At 57.9% G+C, this 17804-nt stretch carries 14 protein-coding genes; 11 read left to right on the top strand and 3 right to left on the bottom strand.

Features of this window, described 5'->3' with window-relative positions; all coding sequences use genetic code 11:
* The first annotated feature begins 187 nt into the window (after nucleotides 1-187).
* The 3 genes from PCE31107_RS14305 to PCE31107_RS14295 all read left to right on the top strand — a co-directional run bounded on the left by PCE31107_RS14305 (nucleotide 188) and on the right by PCE31107_RS14295 (nucleotide 1621).
* Entirely contained in the window at nucleotides 188-433 is a 246-nt protein-coding gene (locus PCE31107_RS14305) for an AbrB/MazE/SpoVT family DNA-binding domain-containing protein (protein ID WP_150609238.1), read from the top strand.
* Complete coding sequence (locus tag PCE31107_RS14300; RefSeq protein WP_150609236.1) at nucleotides 430-828, top strand: type II toxin-antitoxin system VapC family toxin; 399 nt, start codon at nucleotides 430-432, stop codon at nucleotides 826-828. The genes PCE31107_RS14305 and PCE31107_RS14300 overlap by 4 nt, the downstream gene beginning before the upstream one ends.
* Nucleotides 829-1390: 562 nt before the next feature.
* Entirely contained in the window at nucleotides 1391-1621 is a 231-nt protein-coding gene (locus PCE31107_RS14295; protein ID WP_150609234.1) for a hypothetical protein, read from the top strand.
* A 950-nt stretch (nucleotides 1622-2571) separates the two neighbouring features.
* Here PCE31107_RS14295 and PCE31107_RS14285 read toward each other — a convergent pair.
* A complete protein-coding gene (locus PCE31107_RS14285; RefSeq protein ID WP_150609230.1) occupies nucleotides 2572-2781 on the bottom strand; it encodes a hypothetical protein in 210 nt (69 codons plus the stop codon).
* A 518-nt stretch (nucleotides 2782-3299) separates the two neighbouring features.
* Here PCE31107_RS14285 and PCE31107_RS14280 point away from each other — a divergent pair.
* The 3 genes from PCE31107_RS14280 to PCE31107_RS14270 all read left to right on the top strand — a co-directional run bounded on the left by PCE31107_RS14280 (nucleotide 3300) and on the right by PCE31107_RS14270 (nucleotide 7203).
* Nucleotides 3300-4604 (top strand): O-antigen ligase family protein, encoded by a 1305-nt coding sequence (locus PCE31107_RS14280; protein ID WP_174966669.1) that lies wholly within the window; start codon nucleotides 3300-3302, stop codon nucleotides 4602-4604.
* A 301-nt stretch (nucleotides 4605-4905) separates the two neighbouring features.
* Nucleotides 4906-5193 (top strand): H-NS histone family protein, encoded by a 288-nt coding sequence (locus tag PCE31107_RS14275; RefSeq protein ID WP_150609226.1) that lies wholly within the window; start codon nucleotides 4906-4908, stop codon nucleotides 5191-5193.
* Nucleotides 5194-5298: 105 nt separating this feature from the next.
* Nucleotides 5299-7203, top strand: a complete 1905-nt coding sequence (locus tag PCE31107_RS14270) for an acyltransferase family protein (RefSeq protein ID WP_150609224.1) — start codon at nucleotides 5299-5301, stop codon at nucleotides 7201-7203.
* A 47-nt stretch (nucleotides 7204-7250) separates the two neighbouring features.
* Here the strand turns inward: PCE31107_RS14270 and PCE31107_RS14265 are convergent, their stop codons facing one another.
* On the bottom strand, nucleotides 7251-10217 hold the full coding sequence (locus PCE31107_RS14265; RefSeq protein ID WP_048994455.1) for a Tn3 family transposase: 2967 nt from the start codon (nucleotides 10215-10217) through the stop codon (nucleotides 7251-7253).
* 146 nt (nucleotides 10218-10363) lie between these two features.
* Between PCE31107_RS14265 and PCE31107_RS14260 the strand changes: the two genes are divergently transcribed.
* On the top strand, nucleotides 10364-12055 hold the full coding sequence (locus tag PCE31107_RS14260) for a site-specific integrase (RefSeq protein ID WP_048994454.1): 1692 nt from the start codon (nucleotides 10364-10366) through the stop codon (nucleotides 12053-12055).
* Nucleotides 12056-12418: 363 nt separating this feature from the next.
* Here the strand turns inward: PCE31107_RS14260 and PCE31107_RS14255 are convergent, their stop codons facing one another.
* Nucleotides 12419-13120 carry a FadR/GntR family transcriptional regulator gene (locus PCE31107_RS14255; RefSeq protein ID WP_048994500.1) on the bottom strand — a complete coding sequence of 234 codons (702 nt, stop codon included), beginning with the start codon at nucleotides 13118-13120 and terminating at the stop codon, nucleotides 12419-12421.
* 151 nt (nucleotides 13121-13271) lie between these two features.
* On the opposite strand from PCE31107_RS14255, the gene PCE31107_RS14250 reads away from it, so the two are divergent.
* The 4 genes from PCE31107_RS14250 to PCE31107_RS14235 all read left to right on the top strand — a co-directional run bounded on the left by PCE31107_RS14250 (nucleotide 13272) and on the right by PCE31107_RS14235 (nucleotide 17801).
* Nucleotides 13272-14150, top strand: a complete 879-nt coding sequence (locus tag PCE31107_RS14250) for a fumarylacetoacetate hydrolase family protein (protein WP_048994499.1) — start codon at nucleotides 13272-13274, stop codon at nucleotides 14148-14150.
* A complete protein-coding gene (locus PCE31107_RS14245; RefSeq protein ID WP_048994453.1) occupies nucleotides 14150-14932 on the top strand; it encodes an alpha/beta fold hydrolase in 783 nt (260 codons plus the stop codon). Before PCE31107_RS14250 ends, PCE31107_RS14245 begins: the two co-directional genes overlap by 1 nt.
* Nucleotides 14933-14953: 21 nt before the next feature.
* Entirely contained in the window at nucleotides 14954-16285 is a 1332-nt protein-coding gene (locus tag PCE31107_RS14240) for a metal-dependent hydrolase family protein (protein ID WP_048994451.1), read from the top strand.
* 271 nt (nucleotides 16286-16556) lie between these two features.
* Complete coding sequence (locus PCE31107_RS14235) at nucleotides 16557-17801, top strand: MBL fold metallo-hydrolase (RefSeq protein WP_150609222.1); 1245 nt, start codon at nucleotides 16557-16559, stop codon at nucleotides 17799-17801.
* Nucleotides 17802-17804 lie beyond the last annotated feature (3 nt).

Below are 17804 nucleotides of genomic sequence, written 5' to 3'. Positions count from 1 at the left end.
GAAATGCAGCGCTACCCGACGAAAAGGGATGATTGAGGACGGTGGCATAAAATCTTCGGCCGCGCTCGGCTGCGGATTGATAGTCTGTCGAGCAATGTGGTGAGGACGTATCGTCGTGAGGGAAGAGAATTTGAGCCTTGCATTCCTCATCGCCTTACCATAAAGTAAGGAATTCTGGAGGGGCAATATGACGGCGGCAACAATCACATCGAAGGGGCAGGTGACGATCCCGGTGGACGTCCGAAATCGGCTTGGTTTGGTGTCCGGCGACCGCATCGAATTCAGCTTCAATGAGGTGACCGGCCGGTACGAGGTTTATCCGGCAACACGCACGCTCACGTCGCTCAAGGGTATCGTGAAGAAGCCCGCCAAATCCGTGTCAATCGAGGACATGGATCACGCCATCTCCGAGCAGGGAGCATCTGCTCGATGATCGGACTGGATACGAACGTTCTAATTCGCTACTTCGCTCAGGACGACGCTGTGCAGTCAAAGAAGGCGACCGTACTAATGGAGTCATTGTCGACCGAGCGGCAGGGATATGTTTCTCAGGTCGCACTGATCGAGCTCGTGTGGGTGCTCGGGTGCTGTTATGGTGTCGATCGCGAGCAGATGAAGGACATCATAGATTCGATGATCGCCACAAAAGAGTTGGTCGTTGAAGGTGCGGACACGGTGCGAAAAGCACTTCGTGTTTTCGTGGCATCTGCAAAGGCTGATTTCGCGGACTGCTTGATCGAGCGGTCGGGAAGCGCCGCCGAGTGCGAGTACACCGCAACTTTCGACACGAATGCCTCGAAAGTCGCGGGGATGTGTTTGATTCGGTGATCGCGGCGTAAGCCATATTGAAAAAACGGGTGATCCGCTATGCGTTGCCATTTCGCCATCATTTTGAGCCTTACCCTAGCCACAGGTTCTTCCCTTGCAGCGGCGCCAATTACTGACAGAGATTCGCTTTGCTCTCTCAAATACGGTCGCTTCGAGCAAAGTGCCAGCAAGCACGACAACTTCGAGTACGTGGGCAGCACTCCGATGGAAGATGCTTGCAAGACCCCTCTCAGGCCGCAGCGCGAGGCAATATGCCGGTACAACTACCGGCAGCAAGAAATTGCTGAGGCGTGTGTGGATACCTACGACGCGGTGACGGAGCAAATTAGGCAGACGATCCAACACCCTGAATCGCGATAGCCGGAAATGGTGATCTAGCCCGCGTCCAACATCAGCGAAGGCTTCTTGGGTGTGGGCTGCGGCGCTTGTTTTACCGCAGGTTTGGCGCCGACGAGGCATTGTGTTCGGTAGGTAGGAAAAAGCGCTGACCCGTCCGGCACGGGAAATCAGACTGGCACCCGATTGCATCAACACGTAGTCGACTGCATGGAGCATCAAGGACATGGAAGCACCGCAACGGAAGTGCGTACTGGACGTGAGTATCGTCGAGAAATTCGATTCTGCCGGCTCGATCTCCGTAGAAGTCGCGCACGTGAAGGACGCCCTGGGAGACGACAGGACGCCCATGTTCCGCGCGTTCGCGGAGCGAGAAGGATTTGATCTGAGCAAGCGCGCAGAGGTGGAGCAAGCCGTCGGAAAATTTTGCGAAAAATTTGTTTCGATTCTTCCCTGAATGGGAAAACGACATGCTCTGGCGTCGAGTTGTCTGACGGACGCCAATGACGCTCGCAAACGCAGCGGCGAGAAGCGCGCTGCCGAATGCGACGCCAAGAGCCACACGTGGTTGGATCGATTCAACCTGCTGACTGGGCGGAGTGACCGTCGACCACCCAAGCACTGACAAAGGATATCCATGGGGCCGAATTCACCGAAGCTATCACCCGCGCAATCGCGAGTAATGTCATGGCTGTCGCACGGTTGGATCGCGGTGCCTGGTGCTGGATCTGCTGTGATGTTGAACGGCACGCGCGTCGCCAATCTCGACACGATGCAAGCGCTGTATCGAGCTGGATTTGCGACGAGTGACGGCCAAGGCTGCTGGCGCGCTACGCCGTCGGGACTGGCCTTGCGCGATCGCCTCGAGTAAATCGATCTGGTCATGCTGGACAAAGAAGCTCGCCCCTAGGCTTAGCAATAATCGGTGCGCTCCGGGTACTTCTGGCGCGATTTCCCAAATGGCACCTTGCGAGGTGGTTCGAGGGCTACACGGAATGATGTTGGAGATTTAGCATGAAGCAGGTACTTTTCGGCTCCGCTCGAGCAGCCCACGTCGGACTGGCGCTCCGGGTCGCTTTTCTCGCGGCCATATGTTCCGCCGGCTCGTCGCCCCACTTCCGGCTTTGGCCCGCGATCGCGACGCACGGGTCGGATGGAATGTGCATCAGCCGATACGGTTCATCGTATCCGGTGTACTGCGCCGAGATGGCACGACCGACGTCATCAAGCCGATCCATAGCGTCGTCACCGCTGACGATAGCGAGACGGCCGTAGCGAGCTTTTCGCGCACTGCCCGCGAGCAGTATCCTGGCTACACGCTTATAGCTACTCTCGCGTCGCCGATCCCTGCAGTGGGCATATGCGAGAGCAGCATCTAACCGGGGAGGTCGCCGAAGACCAAGCCGCTTATGCAGGTAATCCCAGCGGGATAGCGCCGCCATTGGTGCGGCGGCGAAAACGGTGCTTGCGCGTGTCGTAGTCACCTACCGCTCGAAACCGAGCAGTCATTGCTGCGAAAATTGCGTGAACGAAGCGTGTCAGCGCCTCGGAGTACATCTCAGGGGCATGGTCGCAGTCCAAATCCGACGTTGGCGCGACAATGATGATGAGGGTCATCAAGCCGCTGAAAGACTGGCCGTAATTGCCACGTTCAAACAGGCGACTATCCTGGCTGCAGCCGCTGCAGGTAACTTGAGTGTTATCGGAAAGCGCGTCTTTGGGGCTGTTTGACTGATTAGATCCCCCGAAACACGGCAACTTCTCGATAACCAGTGGTATTGATCCGGAATCAAGGACGCGCCACAGGCTGCAACCACGCTGTCGAATTGGTACCGACGCGTGCGAAACGCCCAGCTTTCGCAACGGACTTCATCACTCTCCGCACAAGGGCCGGGGAATCTACCGCGTCCGGATATCCCAGAGAGGTCGACTAGCCTCCCACCTTTGGAATGCCGGAAACGCTGAATGAATGGATCACTCGGGCAAACAGACTTTTTGTGAGACACTTCGGGCCCAATGTCGTTGTCTGTATTTGCAGGTCACAGAGCAAACTTATAGTTAGGCTTATTTACAAAAGGCGTTGCCGTTGACGGGGCGAAGCTCCGCGAATGGGATGCCTAGCTCTTAGCGCAACAATGAACAATATTCCGGCCAAAGTTTTTGCGACGCCACGCTGGTTCATGGCCTCATTTCGTGGACTGATTCAGGTTTTTGTTCTCGCCACACCGACGGCATATGCGTTAGTTGAAGGCGGCACCAGCGCACTATTGCTGCTGGCCGCTGCCGCAACCTCATTCGCGCTGGCCTTGAATCGTCGCGATGCCATGGAGAGCTTGACTCGTGAAGAATGGGCATTGTGCTTAGCCCTTGCCGCCCCCCTGATGGTTGCCTTAGCTTCCGAGGTAATCCACGGCGAGATCATTTGGCGGACCCTGGATTCGCCGTCTAGGTTTTTCATTGGTATCCCGGTCTTCTTGGCCTTGCGGCGCACCGAACTATCCACGTTTCGCTACTTTGATTGGGCAATTGCATGCGGAGGCATCGCATGCTTGCTCGTGCTCGTTCCCCAATTTCACGAGTGGGGAAAGATGCGGATGGAAAGCTATTACATGAACGCCATCCATTTTGGTGACGTCGCATTGCTATTTGCGATCATGACACTCATTTCGGTCAACCGGAAAGATGCCGCTGTTATCACTGCCCTTCGACTCACGGTGGTGGGCAGCGCGTTCTTCGCCTCCTTCCTAACTGGGTCCAGGGGTGGATGGATCGCCATCCCAGTCGTTGGACTTGTCTACATGGCAGTTCAGCGTCGCAATCATTCATGGAAATTGAAAGCCGCACTCGTCAGTGGCATGGCCGCCATCCTCCTAATGATCTTTGCCGTCTCGCCCTTTGTGAGAGGCCGTGTGGATGAGATATACACCGACCTTACCGGATACGTTGCCGGTCAACGCGATACATCAGTGGGGGTACGACTGCAGCTATACGAAGCCGCAACCAGAGGCATCGCTCAGGCGCCGATGTTTGGACTCGGCGCAGACGGCTTCAAGAGGTTGATGCCTATCGAAATCGAGCGAGGTGCCGTGACGAGGATCGCCGGCGTTGCTGGCGAAGGGGAGGTTCACAATCAGGTGCTGGCATATGGGGCCGACTACGGCTTACTAGGTCTCGGGGTAATGCTATCGCTCTACCTCGTACCATCGCTGTTGTTCTGGCGCGCAGCTCGCGACCCTCACGCTAGTGAGTTGCGGCATAAGGCAGGGCTATTGGGGCTCTCGGTTACCGTCTGCTTCGCAGTTTTCGGCCTGACCGTTGAAACGTTCAACCTCAAGGCCACCGTATCATTGTACGTGGCGCTTATCGTTATCATCGCAGCAGCTTCAACTTTGCGCGACTATACCGACTCCCGCACACGTGAATTGTGTTCGAACACCTAGCCGGCCAGCTGCGCCCTAGACATCGTGCATTTCGTCGCGCACAACGTAACACCACGAGTAGAAGTAGCGGCGCGCGCTGTTCGAGCCCGCATGAACGCCCGTAGAGGAAATTTCACTCGTCGTGGACAAATCCACTCATATTAGAATGTCAACAGAGTTGCACGAAAAGCATATATTTTTTGCTATTAGCACGCTACCGGATATAATCCTGACTCCTTGCCGACAAGTTTGTCAGTTGTCCTACCTTGAGCTAGTGACTGCAACCCTATTTACCCACCGACTTCATTGATCGAGCGATACGATGGCGACATATAAGGAACTTCTCGCGCAGAGGCTGCAGCTGGACGCACAGATTGAAAAGGCGAAGTCAGCGGAAGTCTCGAAAATCATTGCCGAGGTAAAGACGCTTATTGCGCAATACGAACTGACTGCTCGCGATCTAGGATTGGCTGCAGGTCGGCAGCTCAAGCGCAAGGCTGAAGCCAGGTACATCGATCCGAAATCTGGCTCGACGTGGAGCGGATTGGGCCGCGAGCCTGGCTGGATCAAAGGGAAGGATCGAAACCGCTTCCTCGTCAAAGGGAAATAACCCTCTAAGCAGTGTCAATCTAATTCTTGATCAGATTCAAGCGTCTCGTTGTCTTTGAGGCGCTTACGGGGCAATCAGGCGCAATAGACGCCTGATCAACAACGAATGTCAAAACAATCGTTTGGGGCTTACCGCCCCGACATCGACGGCCTTCGAGCCATCGCCGTAGCACTCGTCCTGTTGTGCCACGCCAAGTTTGCTCCATTTGCGGGCGGCTTCATTGGTGTCGACGTCTTCTTCACAATTTCCGGGTACGTCGTAGCGAGAAGCCTGCTGCGTGACATTGCTGACGGATCTTTTTCCTTTTCCGACTTCTATGTTCGACGAGCCAAGCGACTCGTACCGACGCTTTTTACAGTCCTACTCGCGACATTCCTCTTCAGCGTATTGTTTCTGATTCCCGACGATGCGATGGAAGTGGCGAAGAACTTCGCGTATGCGACGGCCCTGGCTTCGAACATCTACCTCGCTAAGCAAACCGGGTACTTCGACGCGGATGCTGCGCACCAGCCGCTTCTGCACACCTGGTCGCTCTCGGTGGAGGAGCAGTTCTATCTTGTCCTACCGATCTTGCTGGTGTCACTTCGACGCATGGGATCGAGGGGGCGGGTTACCGTGGTTGGTCTGTTGGCGTGTGCGTCGCTGATTTGGGCAGAAATCGCCCGCGCAAAAGGGCTCCCGAGTAGCTATTTTTTCGCACAGTACCGTGCCTTTGAGTTTCTTATCGGCATCTTGCTGGCACTAATTGTTCATCGGTTACCCTGCGCGAAGGTCACAAAGTCGGCTTACCTCTGGGGCGGTCTCTGCGCGCTCGGAGCTTGTGCGGTGACCATGGGCGGGGCCCCATTCCCAGGCGTTTGGGCGTTGCTTCCGTGCGGGGCGACGGCTCTCATCATTGCGGGCGGTTCGGGGGCATGGGGCGTTAGTATCCTCTCCAATAAGCCGATGGTGTGGATGGGTCAGCGCTCATACAGCCTGTATTTGTGGCACTGGCCCGTACTCTTCGCATCGCACCGACTCGGGTTCTCCTCGACCTTGTCCGCGACGGTCTGCATAGGCATCTCGTTGATTCTTGCGCACCTGACGTACCTGCATATTGAGTCGAGATTCCGGTATATACCCATGAAAAAGACACGGGCGGCGATCGCGTTCATTGCGATGCCCATGCTTGTCGCTATATCTCTCGTGGGCATCGGCCGTTCGACCGGCAACTTCTTGCCGCTCTTTCCCGAAGGATTTCGTAAAGTCTATGCTCAGGCTACTGATGCAGACTGGGTTGGCGGACGTGGTGGAGCGTGTTGGGATAAGACCGAAGTCAGCGCGCCGGAGACATGCTCAGTAGGCAACCCTCATGGGCGAAAGGCAGTGTTGTGGGGTGACTCGCACGCATACCAGTTTGTGTACTTTTTCGACCAGTTGGGTAAGGAGTACAACTACTCGATTCACGATCTAACCCGACCGGCCTGCCCACCCGTTGAAAACCCGGGCGTGGCAAACGGCAAGCAGCTTGACGTCGATTGCAGAAAATTCAATGCCAAAGTCATGAATTACTTGCTCAGATCGAACGACATCGATACGGTTTTTGTCTCAGCAACCTGGGCTTCGTATTACGGTTCTGACGATATCAATTCGCGGTTCAAGCCTGGCGAAATGACCACCGACATGAAGTCGACGTTTCGCAAGCTATCCGAAAGCGGCAAGAAGATCGTGTTACTCGACGATGTGCCATCCATTCCAGAAAAGCTAGTCAACTGCCAACTGTACAATCGCCTCGTTTTCAGCCCCGAGCAGCGGGATTGCACCTTCCCGGTCGAACTCACTTACGGCCTTCGCGATGCCAACCGCTCCGTATTCGGCCCGGTCATCTCTGCCGTGCCCAACGTCAAGGTTCTGCACACTTTCGGGATAACGTGCGCAGGCGGTAGCTGCAACGTTTCATCCGAAGGGGTTCCGTTATACCGAAACAACGATGCCACGCATCTGAACCTCACAGGTGGAATTGCATATTAGGGGCGGCTTCAGAATTCGGAAAATATTGCCCTCTAAGACCACGCGAGTTAGCGCTCGGCTGGACGCCGCAAGGGGCGGAACTTTCCTGCTTCCGGTTTATGGCTCATGCGCCACACGTAGTCGCCGGTCAGGTTGATATGCTCCCACCCCAAGGGCGACAAATAGGGATACAGCGCCGGATCGACCGGCATGCCGCGGCTCTCCATTGCCTGCACAGCGCGCTCAAGATAGACGGTGTTCCAGAGAACGATCGCCGCAGTCACCAGGTTTAGTCCGCTGGCGCGATACCGTTGTTGCTCGAAACTGCGATCGCGTATTTCGCCGAGACGGTAGAAGAAGATGGATCGCGCAAGCGCATTGCGGGCTTCCCCCTTGTTCAAACCAGCATGCGTGCGGCGGCGCAATTCGAGATCCTGAAGCCAGTCCAGGGTGAACAACGTCCGCTCGATGCGGCCGAGTTCGCGAAGCGCGACGGCCAAGCCATTCTGCCGAGGATAGCTGCCAAGCTTGCGCAGCATCAGGGAGGCTGTGACTGTGCCCTGCCGGATAGATGTAGCGAGGCGGAGAATCTCGTCCCAGTGAGACCGGATCAGGTTTTCCCGATACGTGCCGCCAATCATCGGTGCCACGGCCGGATAGTCATCTGGGCTACCTGGGATATACAGCTTTGTTTCCGCAAGATCGCGAATGCGGGGCGCGAATCGGAACCCGAGCAGGTGCATCAGGGCAAAGACGTGGTCGGTGAAGCCGTTGGTATCCGTGTAATGCTCCTTGATTCGCAGATCTGACTCGTGATGAAGCAGGCCGTCAAGTACGTAGGTGGAATCACGAACGCCGACGTTCACCAGCTTGGTGTGATATGGCCCATACTGGTCCGAGATATGGGTGTAGATCATCCGGCCGGGCTCCGAACCATACTTCGGGTTGACGTGGCCAGTGCTCTCGGCCCACCCGCCGGCCTTGAAACGCTGACCGTCTGAGGACGAGGTCGTGCCATCACCCCAATGCGCGGCAAATGAATGCGCCGACTGCGCGTTGATCAGCTCTGCCAAGCTTTGCGAATATGTGTCGTCCCGGATATGCCAGGCTTGCAGCCACGCCAGCTTGGCATACGTGGTACCGGGACAGGATTCTGCCATCTTGGTCAGTCCGAGATTGATGGCATCGGCAAGAATCGTCGTCAACAGCAACGTTTTATCGGAGGCTGGCTCGTCGGTTTTCAGGTGCGTGAAATGGTGAGTGAATCCGGTCCATGCATCCACCTCCATCAGGAGCTCGGTAATCTTGACGCGTGGCAGCATGAGGGACGTCTGGTCGATCAATGTCTGTGCCTCCATCGGGACAGAGGCGTCGAGCGGCGAGATCTTCAAGCCAGACTCAGTGATGATCGCATCCGGCAGCTTTTTTGCGGCGGCAAGCCGGTTAACGGTGGCCAGCTTCATTTCCAGTAGCCGGCGCCGCTCTTCCAGGAAACGGTCGCAATCGGTAGTTACCGGCAGTGGCAGCAAGCGGTTCTCCCTAAGCGCACCGAACTTTTCGGTCGGCAGCAGATATTCCTCGAAGTCCTTGAATTGCCGCGATCCTTCAACCCAGATATCACCGGAACGCAGGCGGTTCCTCAGTTCGGACAGTGCGCACATTTCATAGAACCGTCGGTCGATGCCGTTCTTGGTCTGTACCAGAGGCTCCCAACGTTTCTTGATAAAGGAGGTCGGTGCGTCGGCCGGGACCTTACGGGCGTCGTTGGCGTTCATTGTCCGGATCGTTTCGATCGCCGCCAGTAAGTCCCTGGCTGCCGGCGCTGCACGCAGTTTCAATATGTCGAGGAACTCGGGTACATAGCGACGCAGCGTGGAGAAGTAGTCGCCAACCAGATGCAGGAAATCGAAGGTTTCTGGCTGCGCAAGCTGTTCGGCCTCCGAGACGCTCTTCGTGAAAACGTGCCAAGGCATCACAGCTTCGATCGCCTCGAATGGGTCGCCGCCGCTCTCTTTGGCCTTCAGAAGGGCGCGGCCGATCTTCGAGTACTGGTGGATCTTGTCGTTGAGCGCCTTGCCTGACAGGTGAAACTGCTCGCGGTGCTTCTTCTTTGCCAGATTGAACAGCCGTCCAAGGATACGGTCATGGAGGTCGACGATTTCGTCGGTCACCGTTGCACGAGCCTCAACGACGATCGCGGTCAGCGTTGCGTGACGGCGTTGTTGCTCGAATTTCGCAAGGTCATAGGGTGTCATCTGGGCCCCCTCGCGGGCAATCTTGAGCAGCCGGTTCTGGTGAACCAGTCGTTCGATTCCATCTGGCAGGTTGATCGCTCGTAGCATCTTCAAGCGATTGATGTGCTGCAACATCTGGCGAGAACTGGCCTTGCCCGGAGGTAAGCGCAGCCAGGCAAGCCAGGTTAGGCGCCCATCGGGCCGGCGATGCAGAAGTTGATCCAGTTGATGTCGGTGGTGATCTGTGAGCGGTTCGGTCAAGACCTGGTATATGCGACGAGTTGCTCGCGTCACGGCTTCCGCACAGATGCGCTCCATTACGTTGACGCCGGGGAGCAGCAACGCCTGCTGCCTCAGAAAATCGATCAGTGCTGTGGCCAAGATGATTCCCTTGTCGGTCTGCTGCGCTAGCTCGACGAGTGCCTGCACTGCTGCGCGATAGTCGGCCATTGTGAAAGCACGCATCTGGAGCACGGCTTGCAGTTCTGCCTGATGCTCTCTACGGGTCTTATCGCGCCTTCCGTAGTCTTCCCAATGCGATGGCGCGATGCGTAGCTGACGAGCTACCATCTCGAGCAATGCTTGGGGTGGTTCCTCGCCGGCGGACAGCATGATGCCGGGATAGCGCATGTAGCAGAGCTGCACGGCGAACCCGAGCCGGTTTTCAGCGCCGCGACGCTGCCGGATTAGTGCAAGGTCCGTTTCATTGAACGTGTAGTGGCGAATGAGCTCGTCCTCACTGTCCGGGAAAGAAAGCAGACTTTCTCGCTCGGTGTTGGAGAGTACGGTACGACGTGGCATGCCATTCCTTGAAAAAACGGATTCCAGCGGGGGGCGCTACGCCGATTTCCGTGGGTAAGGTTTGTGAAAATTGTGCAGTCTATATCGTCGTGCTGAGATAATGGGTATTATCGCGTTATGCGTTTTCTGCAACGTAACCGATCCACATGAAAACGGGCCAGACCACTGCTTCCACTCCGACCGGCTTCCCGGATGCCGACTCGCTGGCTGCATTGCGTGGCTGGTACGCAGGGCTCAGTTCCCGCGTGGCTGTCGAGCACTACCTGGGGGCTCGCAAGGCCGCTGGCCAATCCGCGCGCGGGATATTGGGAAGTATCCGTCGGCAACTCATCGTGTTCGCTAACAGCCGCCACCGACCAGATCTGGCTAATGTGTTTCTGCACGCCCCCTTAGAGCGGCACGGACGTGCCGGTGCCATCGAACACGCGATCCGGCTGTTGTCAACGTTGCCGACTCCGCAGCCAGAAATCAGCGACGACATCGATCTATGGCTCTCGCCAAGGGCCGTCAGGGCGCTGCAGGCGCACGGCATCCGCACACTCTCGGAACTGACCGTCAGAATCCCGCGCCGGCGTGGCTGGTGGAAAGCGATCGATGGGCTTGGCATGACCGGCGCCCGACAGGTAGAGGCCTTCTTTGCCGCACATCCGCGCCTGACCGATCGCGCCCGGGCTCTGATTGTCGTCAGCCATCCCCACGGCATCGTGCCGTGGGAGCAGTTGCGTGTGCCGCGCGATGTCGATGGCTCGCAGGGCAGCTTCCGCGCACCGCGCGAGGCCTGCACGCTGAACGCAACGAACGATTATGAGGCGGTACACGCCTGGCTATCGCTCCACGAAACAGCCGCCACGCAGCGCGCGTATCGCAAGGAAGCCGAGCGGCTGATCCTTTGGGCAGTTGTCGAGCGGGGTCGGGCGCTCTCGTCGCTGACAACCGATGATGCCATCGCGTACCGGGCTTTCGTTCGGCGCCCAACGCCGCGCGAGCGCTGGGTTGGGCCGCCGCGGCCGCGTGACTCGGTGGAGTGGCGCCCCTTCTCAGGTGGCCTGTCGGCACGCTCGGCCGCCTATGCGCTCACGGTGTTGTCGGCCCTGTTCCGGTGGCTCATCGAGCAGCGCTACGTGCTGGCCAACCCGTTTGCCGGCATCAAGGTTCGCGGCCATGCCTCGCGACCGGCGCTGGATACGGCTCGAGGCTTTACCGAAGGGGAATGGCTACTGCTGCGGGCCATCGCGGACGGTCTGGAGTGGTCCTACGGCTGGTCCGAGCCGGCGGCGCAGCGCCTACGCTTTCTGCTCGACTTCGGCTATGCGACGGGTCTGCGCGCCAGCGAACTGGTCGGAGCCACACTTGCTAACGTCCGGCTCGACGAGCACGGCGATCACTGGCTGCATCTGGTCGGCAAAGGTGGAAAGCCAGGCAAGGTTGCCGTGCCGCCGCTCGCGTCGACGGCGCTCGACCACTACCTGGTGCAACGTCAATTGCCTGTAAGCCGGGAGCGGTGGAACCCGAAGACACCCGTGGTGGGCAGCTTGGGCGAGGATGGCGCCGTCGGCATTTCCGGTGCTCATCTTTGGCGCTTGCTGCGGCGGTTCTTTGTGCAGGCCGCTGACGCCATCGAAGCCGATCACCCAGTGGCGGCGGAGAAGCTGCGCCGTGCAACGCCCCACTGGATGCGGCACAGTCACGCCAGCCACGCACTGGCCCGCGGGGCTGAGCTCACCGCCGTGCGCGACAACCTGCGCCACGCGTCGATCGCCACCACGTCCATGTACCTGCACGGCGACGAACTTGAGCGTGCAAGGCAGATGCGGCAGGCATTCGGCGCTCGCAGATAGGCGCTCGAAACTGAGAGATTTTCGGGTGCCCGCATTCGCTGGTTGATGCCCTCATTGAATGCTGCAATGCAAGGGGCCAACAAATCGGAAACACGATTTCGCAGGCGGGTCGGCTGTCCCAGTTCGCCCCTCTGCCGTTCGCCCTCTCGTCCGGCTAACGGCAGCTTTCAAGGTACAACGGTCTTCGCTCTTTTCGCGGCGTTCGACAGGTGCTCGGCCAAAGCCGCCGGGCAACAGTTGACCGCGCGCGGCAAGCAGGGAGTTCCCGCTCTGCAGAAGTGCATCGACTCTGGTATTGCAACCGCAGTTCGATTGCCCCCAGCAGGAGCAAAATCCTATGACAGTGAATTGGCTAGATGATGGTTATCGTCCGAACAAGTTCCGTTGTATCTGCAGCAAGTGTTGCTCTATGACTTGGCGCGCAGTAACCTCGTCTCGGTCCTTCAGGGCATTCACCAGGGCCCGATGCTGTTCCTCGTAGGTGGTACGCCGTTCTGGGGTTAGCGAACGCTGCTTTAGCCGCCCCCATTCGCCTTGCTCGCGAACTTGCGTGGCCAGTTCCAGAATCTGCCGAATGAAGTTGTTGTGAGTCGCCACGGCAAGAGCTTCATGCAGAGCCCCGTCCCAGTGCTCAAACTCTTCTACCGTCTTCGCCTCTTCTGAGCGCTCGATACATTCGTCCATGCGGGCAAAGTCCTGCGGCGTCCCATACTGGACTATTAGCGACGGCAGCATGGGTTCGATCAGGAGCCGTGCCTGCATCAACTCAGCAGGACTGATTGCCCCAATGCCCTTGCCAGCCGCAGCCGCGGGAGTTGTCTCTGGCGCCGCGGCCACAAAGGTCCCGCTGCCGACCACTTGCGTGATGAGTCCACGGCTCTTCAGCTCTCCCAAGACCCGTCGAACGGCACCACGCGAAGCATTGAATCTTTCGCTGAGTTCTCGCTCGGCGGGCAGCTTGATGCCCACGGCCAACGTTCCATTGCTGATCTCCTCAACCAGATAGCGGGCAAGCTCCTTCGCCCCATTGGTGCGGACCACTTGGCTCACTTCGATTTCGCTCACGGCAGGCTGTTCAGTCACTTGTAATGCGTAAATTCTAGCATGCAGTACCAATTGGTCAATATTTTTTGCGAAGTGTCTTGCGTTGGTTCTTTTATGGTACTACATTGTGATCCACGTCCAGACCAATTTGGCACTTTCAGAAGAGGATGACATGAAATTTGCAACGCTCCAAACCGCGCAGGGGAAGCTAGTTTCACTGGTAAACACTGAGTCTCAGCAGTATTGGCCGCTCCAGGATTTGGTTCCTGGGTTCATTGGTGACATGATCCAATTGGTTCATGTCTTTCCCGAAATCAAGGACCGCCTGGCGCCCACCGGCGAAGGCAAGCCCCTCTCGCAGGCGATTGTGCTCGCCCCAATCGAGCAGCCGCGCCGCAATATCTTCTGCGTCGGCAAGAACTACCACGAGCACGCGAAAGAATTCTCGCAATCCGGCTTCGACAGCAGCGCCAAGGAGGGTGAGCACGCCCCAGAAGCGCCGGTTGTCTTTACAAAGCCCGCCTCAACGGTCATTGGCCCGGGCAAGAAGGTACCAAGCCACCCGAACGTGACGAAGCAACTAGATTACGAGGCAGAACTGGCAGTCGTCATCGGCAAGGCCGGCCGTGCGATCCGCAAGGAAGACGCGTACAAGCATGTCATCGGCTACACCATAGTGAATGACTTCACCGCCCGCGACCTGCAGAAGACACACCGACAGTGGTTCCTTGGCAAGTCATTGGACGGCTTCTGCCCGATGGGCCCGTATCTCGTCACGGCAGATGAAGTCGACGTCGAAAATCTTGACGTGAAGTGCTGGATCAACGACGAACTGCGCCAGGAGTCCAACACCAGCCAGCTCATTTTCGACATTCCCACGCTAATTGAGACCATCTCTGCCGGCATCGAGCTGCAGCCCGGCGATGTCATCGCAACAGGCACCCCCGCAGGTGTCGGCATTGGCTTCAACCCGCCGAAATTCGTAAAGGCCGGCGATGTCATGCGCATTGAGATCACTGGCCTGGGCACCCTGGTCAACGAGGTGGAGTAATGACGACCGAAGTGATCAACGGCCTCGCCGTCGAGATATACGGGGATGGCCAGCCTTTGCTGTGCATCCACGGTCTTGGCGGATCTTCGAACACCTGGACTCCAGTCCTTCCCGCGATGGAAGGCTTCAAGGTAATCCGAATCGACCTTCCGGGAAGCGCACGTTCCGCGCTGCCCGCCGAGTCACTCTCCATTGCAGGCTATGTCGCTGCGATCGCAACGACCCTGGATGCGCTCGCCGCGCAACAGGTTCACGTGGCTGCTCACAGCTTGGGAACCATCATTGCCCAGCACTTCGCAGTGACGTTCCCTGAGCGGGTTCAGAGTCTAGCTTTGTTCGGGCCCCTACTCGCTCCGCCTGAGCAAGGCAGGCCTGCCATTCATGCCAGGGCCCAGCTAGCTCGCGAGGGAATTAGCGGCATGCAGCAAATCGCCGATGCCATCGTCAACGGCGCGACCAGCCGCGAAACGAAGGAGCAGCAACCCGCTGTCCTGGCGTTGGTCAGGGAAAGTGTGATGCGTCAGCCCCCCGAAGGCTACGCCCAAAGCTGCGAAGCCTTGGCGGCGGCCCAGCCGGCGCAAGTTGAACAGATCAGCGTCCCAACGCTATTGGTGACGGGGGACCAGGACGGTGTTGCGCCGCCCGCTACAGTGCAGGCCATGGGCGAACGCATCGCTGGCGCCAACGTCTTTGTCCTGACCGGTTGCGGACACTGGACAACCTTCGAAAAACCGATCGAGTGCGGCAACTTGCTGCGCGAGTTCTACCGCGATCAAAGCTAAACCAGTTTGGAGGAGACAACAATGACCAAAACAGTATTCCACAACGTCACCATTTTCGACGGCACCGGCTCGGACCCCTATACTGGTTCCGTGCTGATTCAAGACGACCGCATTGCCTCCATCGTTCGAGGCGACCAGGAAATTGACGCGCCGGACGCGCGCGTTTTCGACGGTCGCGGCCGTTTCCTGATGCCCGGCATGACAGAGGCACACACGCATTTTTCCTGGAACGACCAGCCCTCGCTGTCGGCCATCCAGTTCATGCCCCCCGAGGAGCACATCCTCTGGTGTGTGCGCGTCGCAAAGCGGTACCTCGACATGGGATGGACCTCTGCCATTGGTGCTGCCGCGGCTAAGCCTCGGCTTGACGTCGTCCTGCGCAACGCCGTCAACGCGGGGGAGTTCCCTGGTCCGCGCTATCTGGCAGGCAGCCAGGAAATCACCACCATCGGCGGTCTCGGCGACAACACCCTGCCGCACCTGCCGTTTGAAGCGCTGAGTTTTGGTAGCGTCTGCAGCGGCCCCGAAGAAATTCGCCGCTCCGCACGAACGTTCATCAAGTACGGCGTCGATCATCTCAAGATCAATCTGTCCGGCGAATACATTGCAGGCTTGCCTGCGGAACTGTCGCCTTTCTCGGAAGAGGAAGTCGCCATGCTGGCTGCCGAAGCAAAACGTTACGGCAAGCGGGTCGCAGCGCACGCACGATCGAGCGAGTCAGTCAAACAATGTGTTCGTCACGGCCTGGAACTGGTCTACCACGCCAGCTTCGCCGACGAAGAGGCGCTCGACATGCTGGAGGCCAACAAGGACAAGCACTTTGTGGCGCCCGGTATTGGCTGGCTTGTCAGGACTTGCTTCAACGCGTCTGAATATGGCATCACGCCCGAGGTCGCTGCAAGAATGGGTTATAAGCGCGAGCTCGAGATTGCCTCGGAGACCCTCTCGAAGATGCACAAGCGCGGCATCCGTATCCTTCCTGGCGGCGACTACGGCTTTGCATGGCTGCCGCATGGCACCAATGCAAATGATCTGCAGTACTTTGTCGACTACATCGGAATGACGCCTAAGGAAGCGCTCTTGGCGGCCACCAAACTTGGCGGGCAGATCATGATGCGTCCGGATGAGCTCGGCCAACTCCGCGAGGGCTTCATCGCCGACGTTGTCCTGATCGATGGCAACCCACTAGAAGACCTGAGCATTCTCACCGATCCGAATCGTATCGCGCTGGTCATGAAGGACGGTGTCATTCACAAGGAATGTAGGGATGTCCGTCCGCCCAGTGCGGCCCTACATATCGCCAGCGAGGATCGTCCGCTCGTCGATGAAGGTGTGCGTAAGGCAATGCACTGAAGGACCAGGGGAAGGCGCCAGTCAATCGCCAACTGACGACATGCGTCGGTTGGTGCGAGGACTCGCCTACTCCCCGAGTGAGTGGCGGGCACTGACGCGCGAAACTGTGTAGCACAACCCCAAAGCCATAGGCAAGGCAGAAAGGATGTCCCGCATAAGTTCTCTGTTCAGTCAAAGGGGTATTGCTCGCTACATAAGGCAAGCGAATTGGTAAGAGCAGCCAACGGCATCGACCCAACAACGATTGGCGTGGCAGTCAGGAGGAGACGCAATGTGTGATTGTATTGGCCAAGCGCTTGAGCTTGGCATGAGCCGCCGTGGTTTTTTTAAGTCTGGATGGAAACTCGCAGGTGCGGCTGGACTACCACTACTGGTCGGGCAGCCCTTAAATGCCGCGGAGGTGTCCAACCGTGAAGCAGCGGTTTCCGCATCGAAAGTTGCAGCGCAGCAGTTCGATACGCGGTTGGTCCTGCTTGGCACTGCCGGCGGACCAGTTTGGTGGCCGAATTGTGATCGAGAAGGCATTTCATCGGCCTTGGTCGTAGGCGATGCCGTCTATGTCGTCGACTGTGGTGACGGCGTCGGCAAGCGATATAAGCAGGCTGGATTGGGACAAAATAACTTGGTGTCTGGCATGTCCGGTATGGAGAATCTGCGAGGCATCTTCCTGACGCACTTGCACTCCGACCATACGGTTGATTACTTCAACCTGTTCCTCTTTGGCTGGTATAACGGCCTGACCGGGGTGAAGCAGCCGGTGCACGTCTATGGACCAGGACCGCGCGGCCAACTGGAGCCAATTTTCACTCCTCCGGGTCAGCCTCCCCGGAAAGAGCCGGCACTGGTCAATCCTGAAAATCCCACGCCTGGTACGGTCGATATGACCAATTATCTTTATCAAGCGTTTGCGGTGGATATCAACGACAGGCTGCGAGATGCTGGCCGGCAGGACCTGCGTGAGCTCATCAAGGTCCACGACATCAAACTCCCGCACATTCCGGGCTTCAAGAGCCCGAATGAAACGCCCGAACCCGAAATGGCACCCTTCGTCATCCATGAGGACGATCGCGTCCGCGTGTCCGCGACGCTCGTCAACCATTTCCCTATCTGGCCAGCCTACGCTTACCGTTTCGATACCGATGATGGGTCGGTGGTCTTTTCCGGTGACACATGCCCGAGTAAGAATCTGATTCGGCTTGCCAAGGACGTGGATGTCCTCGTCCATGAGGTGATAGATGTCGCATGGGTCGATGCCTTGTTTCCGCCGCCCGTCACAGCCAAGGAGGAGGCATTCAAGAACCACCTGCTCAGTTCGCACACATCAATCGACGACGTCGGCAAAGTCGCGGAGGCGGCAGGTGCCAAGACGCTCGTGTTGTCGCATATCGCGCCGGGCCATGCGCCGAAAGAGAATCTAATGCGCGCTCAACGCAATTTCTCCGGCCAATTGATTGTAGGCGATGACCTAATGCAAATCGGCGTTGGGCGGAAGCGCTCCAAACGAAAGAGCGGCTAACCC

Source organism: Pandoraea cepalis (assembly GCF_902459625.1).
In the GTDB taxonomy this organism is placed as follows: Bacteria; Pseudomonadota; Gammaproteobacteria; order Burkholderiales; family Burkholderiaceae; genus Pandoraea; species Pandoraea cepalis.
This window is presented reverse-complemented; position numbering and strand designations above follow the sequence as displayed.

Coding starts and splice junctions, on each gene's coding strand:
- PCE31107_RS14305 (WP_150609238.1), top strand. CDS start 188: ATGACGGCGGCAACAATCACATCGAAGGGGCAGGTGACGATCCCGGTG.
- PCE31107_RS14300 (WP_150609236.1), top strand. CDS start 430: ATGATCGGACTGGATACGAACGTTCTAATTCGCTACTTCGCTCAGGAC.
- PCE31107_RS14295 (WP_150609234.1), top strand. CDS start 1,391: ATGGAAGCACCGCAACGGAAGTGCGTACTGGACGTGAGTATCGTCGAG.
- PCE31107_RS14285 (WP_150609230.1), bottom strand. CDS start 2,781: ATGACCCTCATCATCATTGTCGCGCCAACGTCGGATTTGGACTGCGAC.
- PCE31107_RS14280 (WP_174966669.1), top strand. CDS start 3,300: ATGAACAATATTCCGGCCAAAGTTTTTGCGACGCCACGCTGGTTCATG.
- PCE31107_RS14275 (WP_150609226.1), top strand. CDS start 4,906: ATGGCGACATATAAGGAACTTCTCGCGCAGAGGCTGCAGCTGGACGCA.
- PCE31107_RS14270 (WP_150609224.1), top strand. CDS start 5,299: ATGTCAAAACAATCGTTTGGGGCTTACCGCCCCGACATCGACGGCCTT.
- PCE31107_RS14265 (WP_048994455.1), bottom strand. CDS start 10,217: ATGCCACGTCGTACCGTACTCTCCAACACCGAGCGAGAAAGTCTGCTT.
- PCE31107_RS14260 (WP_048994454.1), top strand. CDS start 10,364: ATGAAAACGGGCCAGACCACTGCTTCCACTCCGACCGGCTTCCCGGAT.
- PCE31107_RS14250 (WP_048994499.1), top strand. CDS start 13,272: ATGAAATTTGCAACGCTCCAAACCGCGCAGGGGAAGCTAGTTTCACTG.
- PCE31107_RS14245 (WP_048994453.1), top strand. CDS start 14,150: ATGACGACCGAAGTGATCAACGGCCTCGCCGTCGAGATATACGGGGAT.
- PCE31107_RS14240 (WP_048994451.1), top strand. CDS start 14,954: ATGACCAAAACAGTATTCCACAACGTCACCATTTTCGACGGCACCGGC.
- PCE31107_RS14235 (WP_150609222.1), top strand. CDS start 16,557: ATGTGTGATTGTATTGGCCAAGCGCTTGAGCTTGGCATGAGCCGCCGT.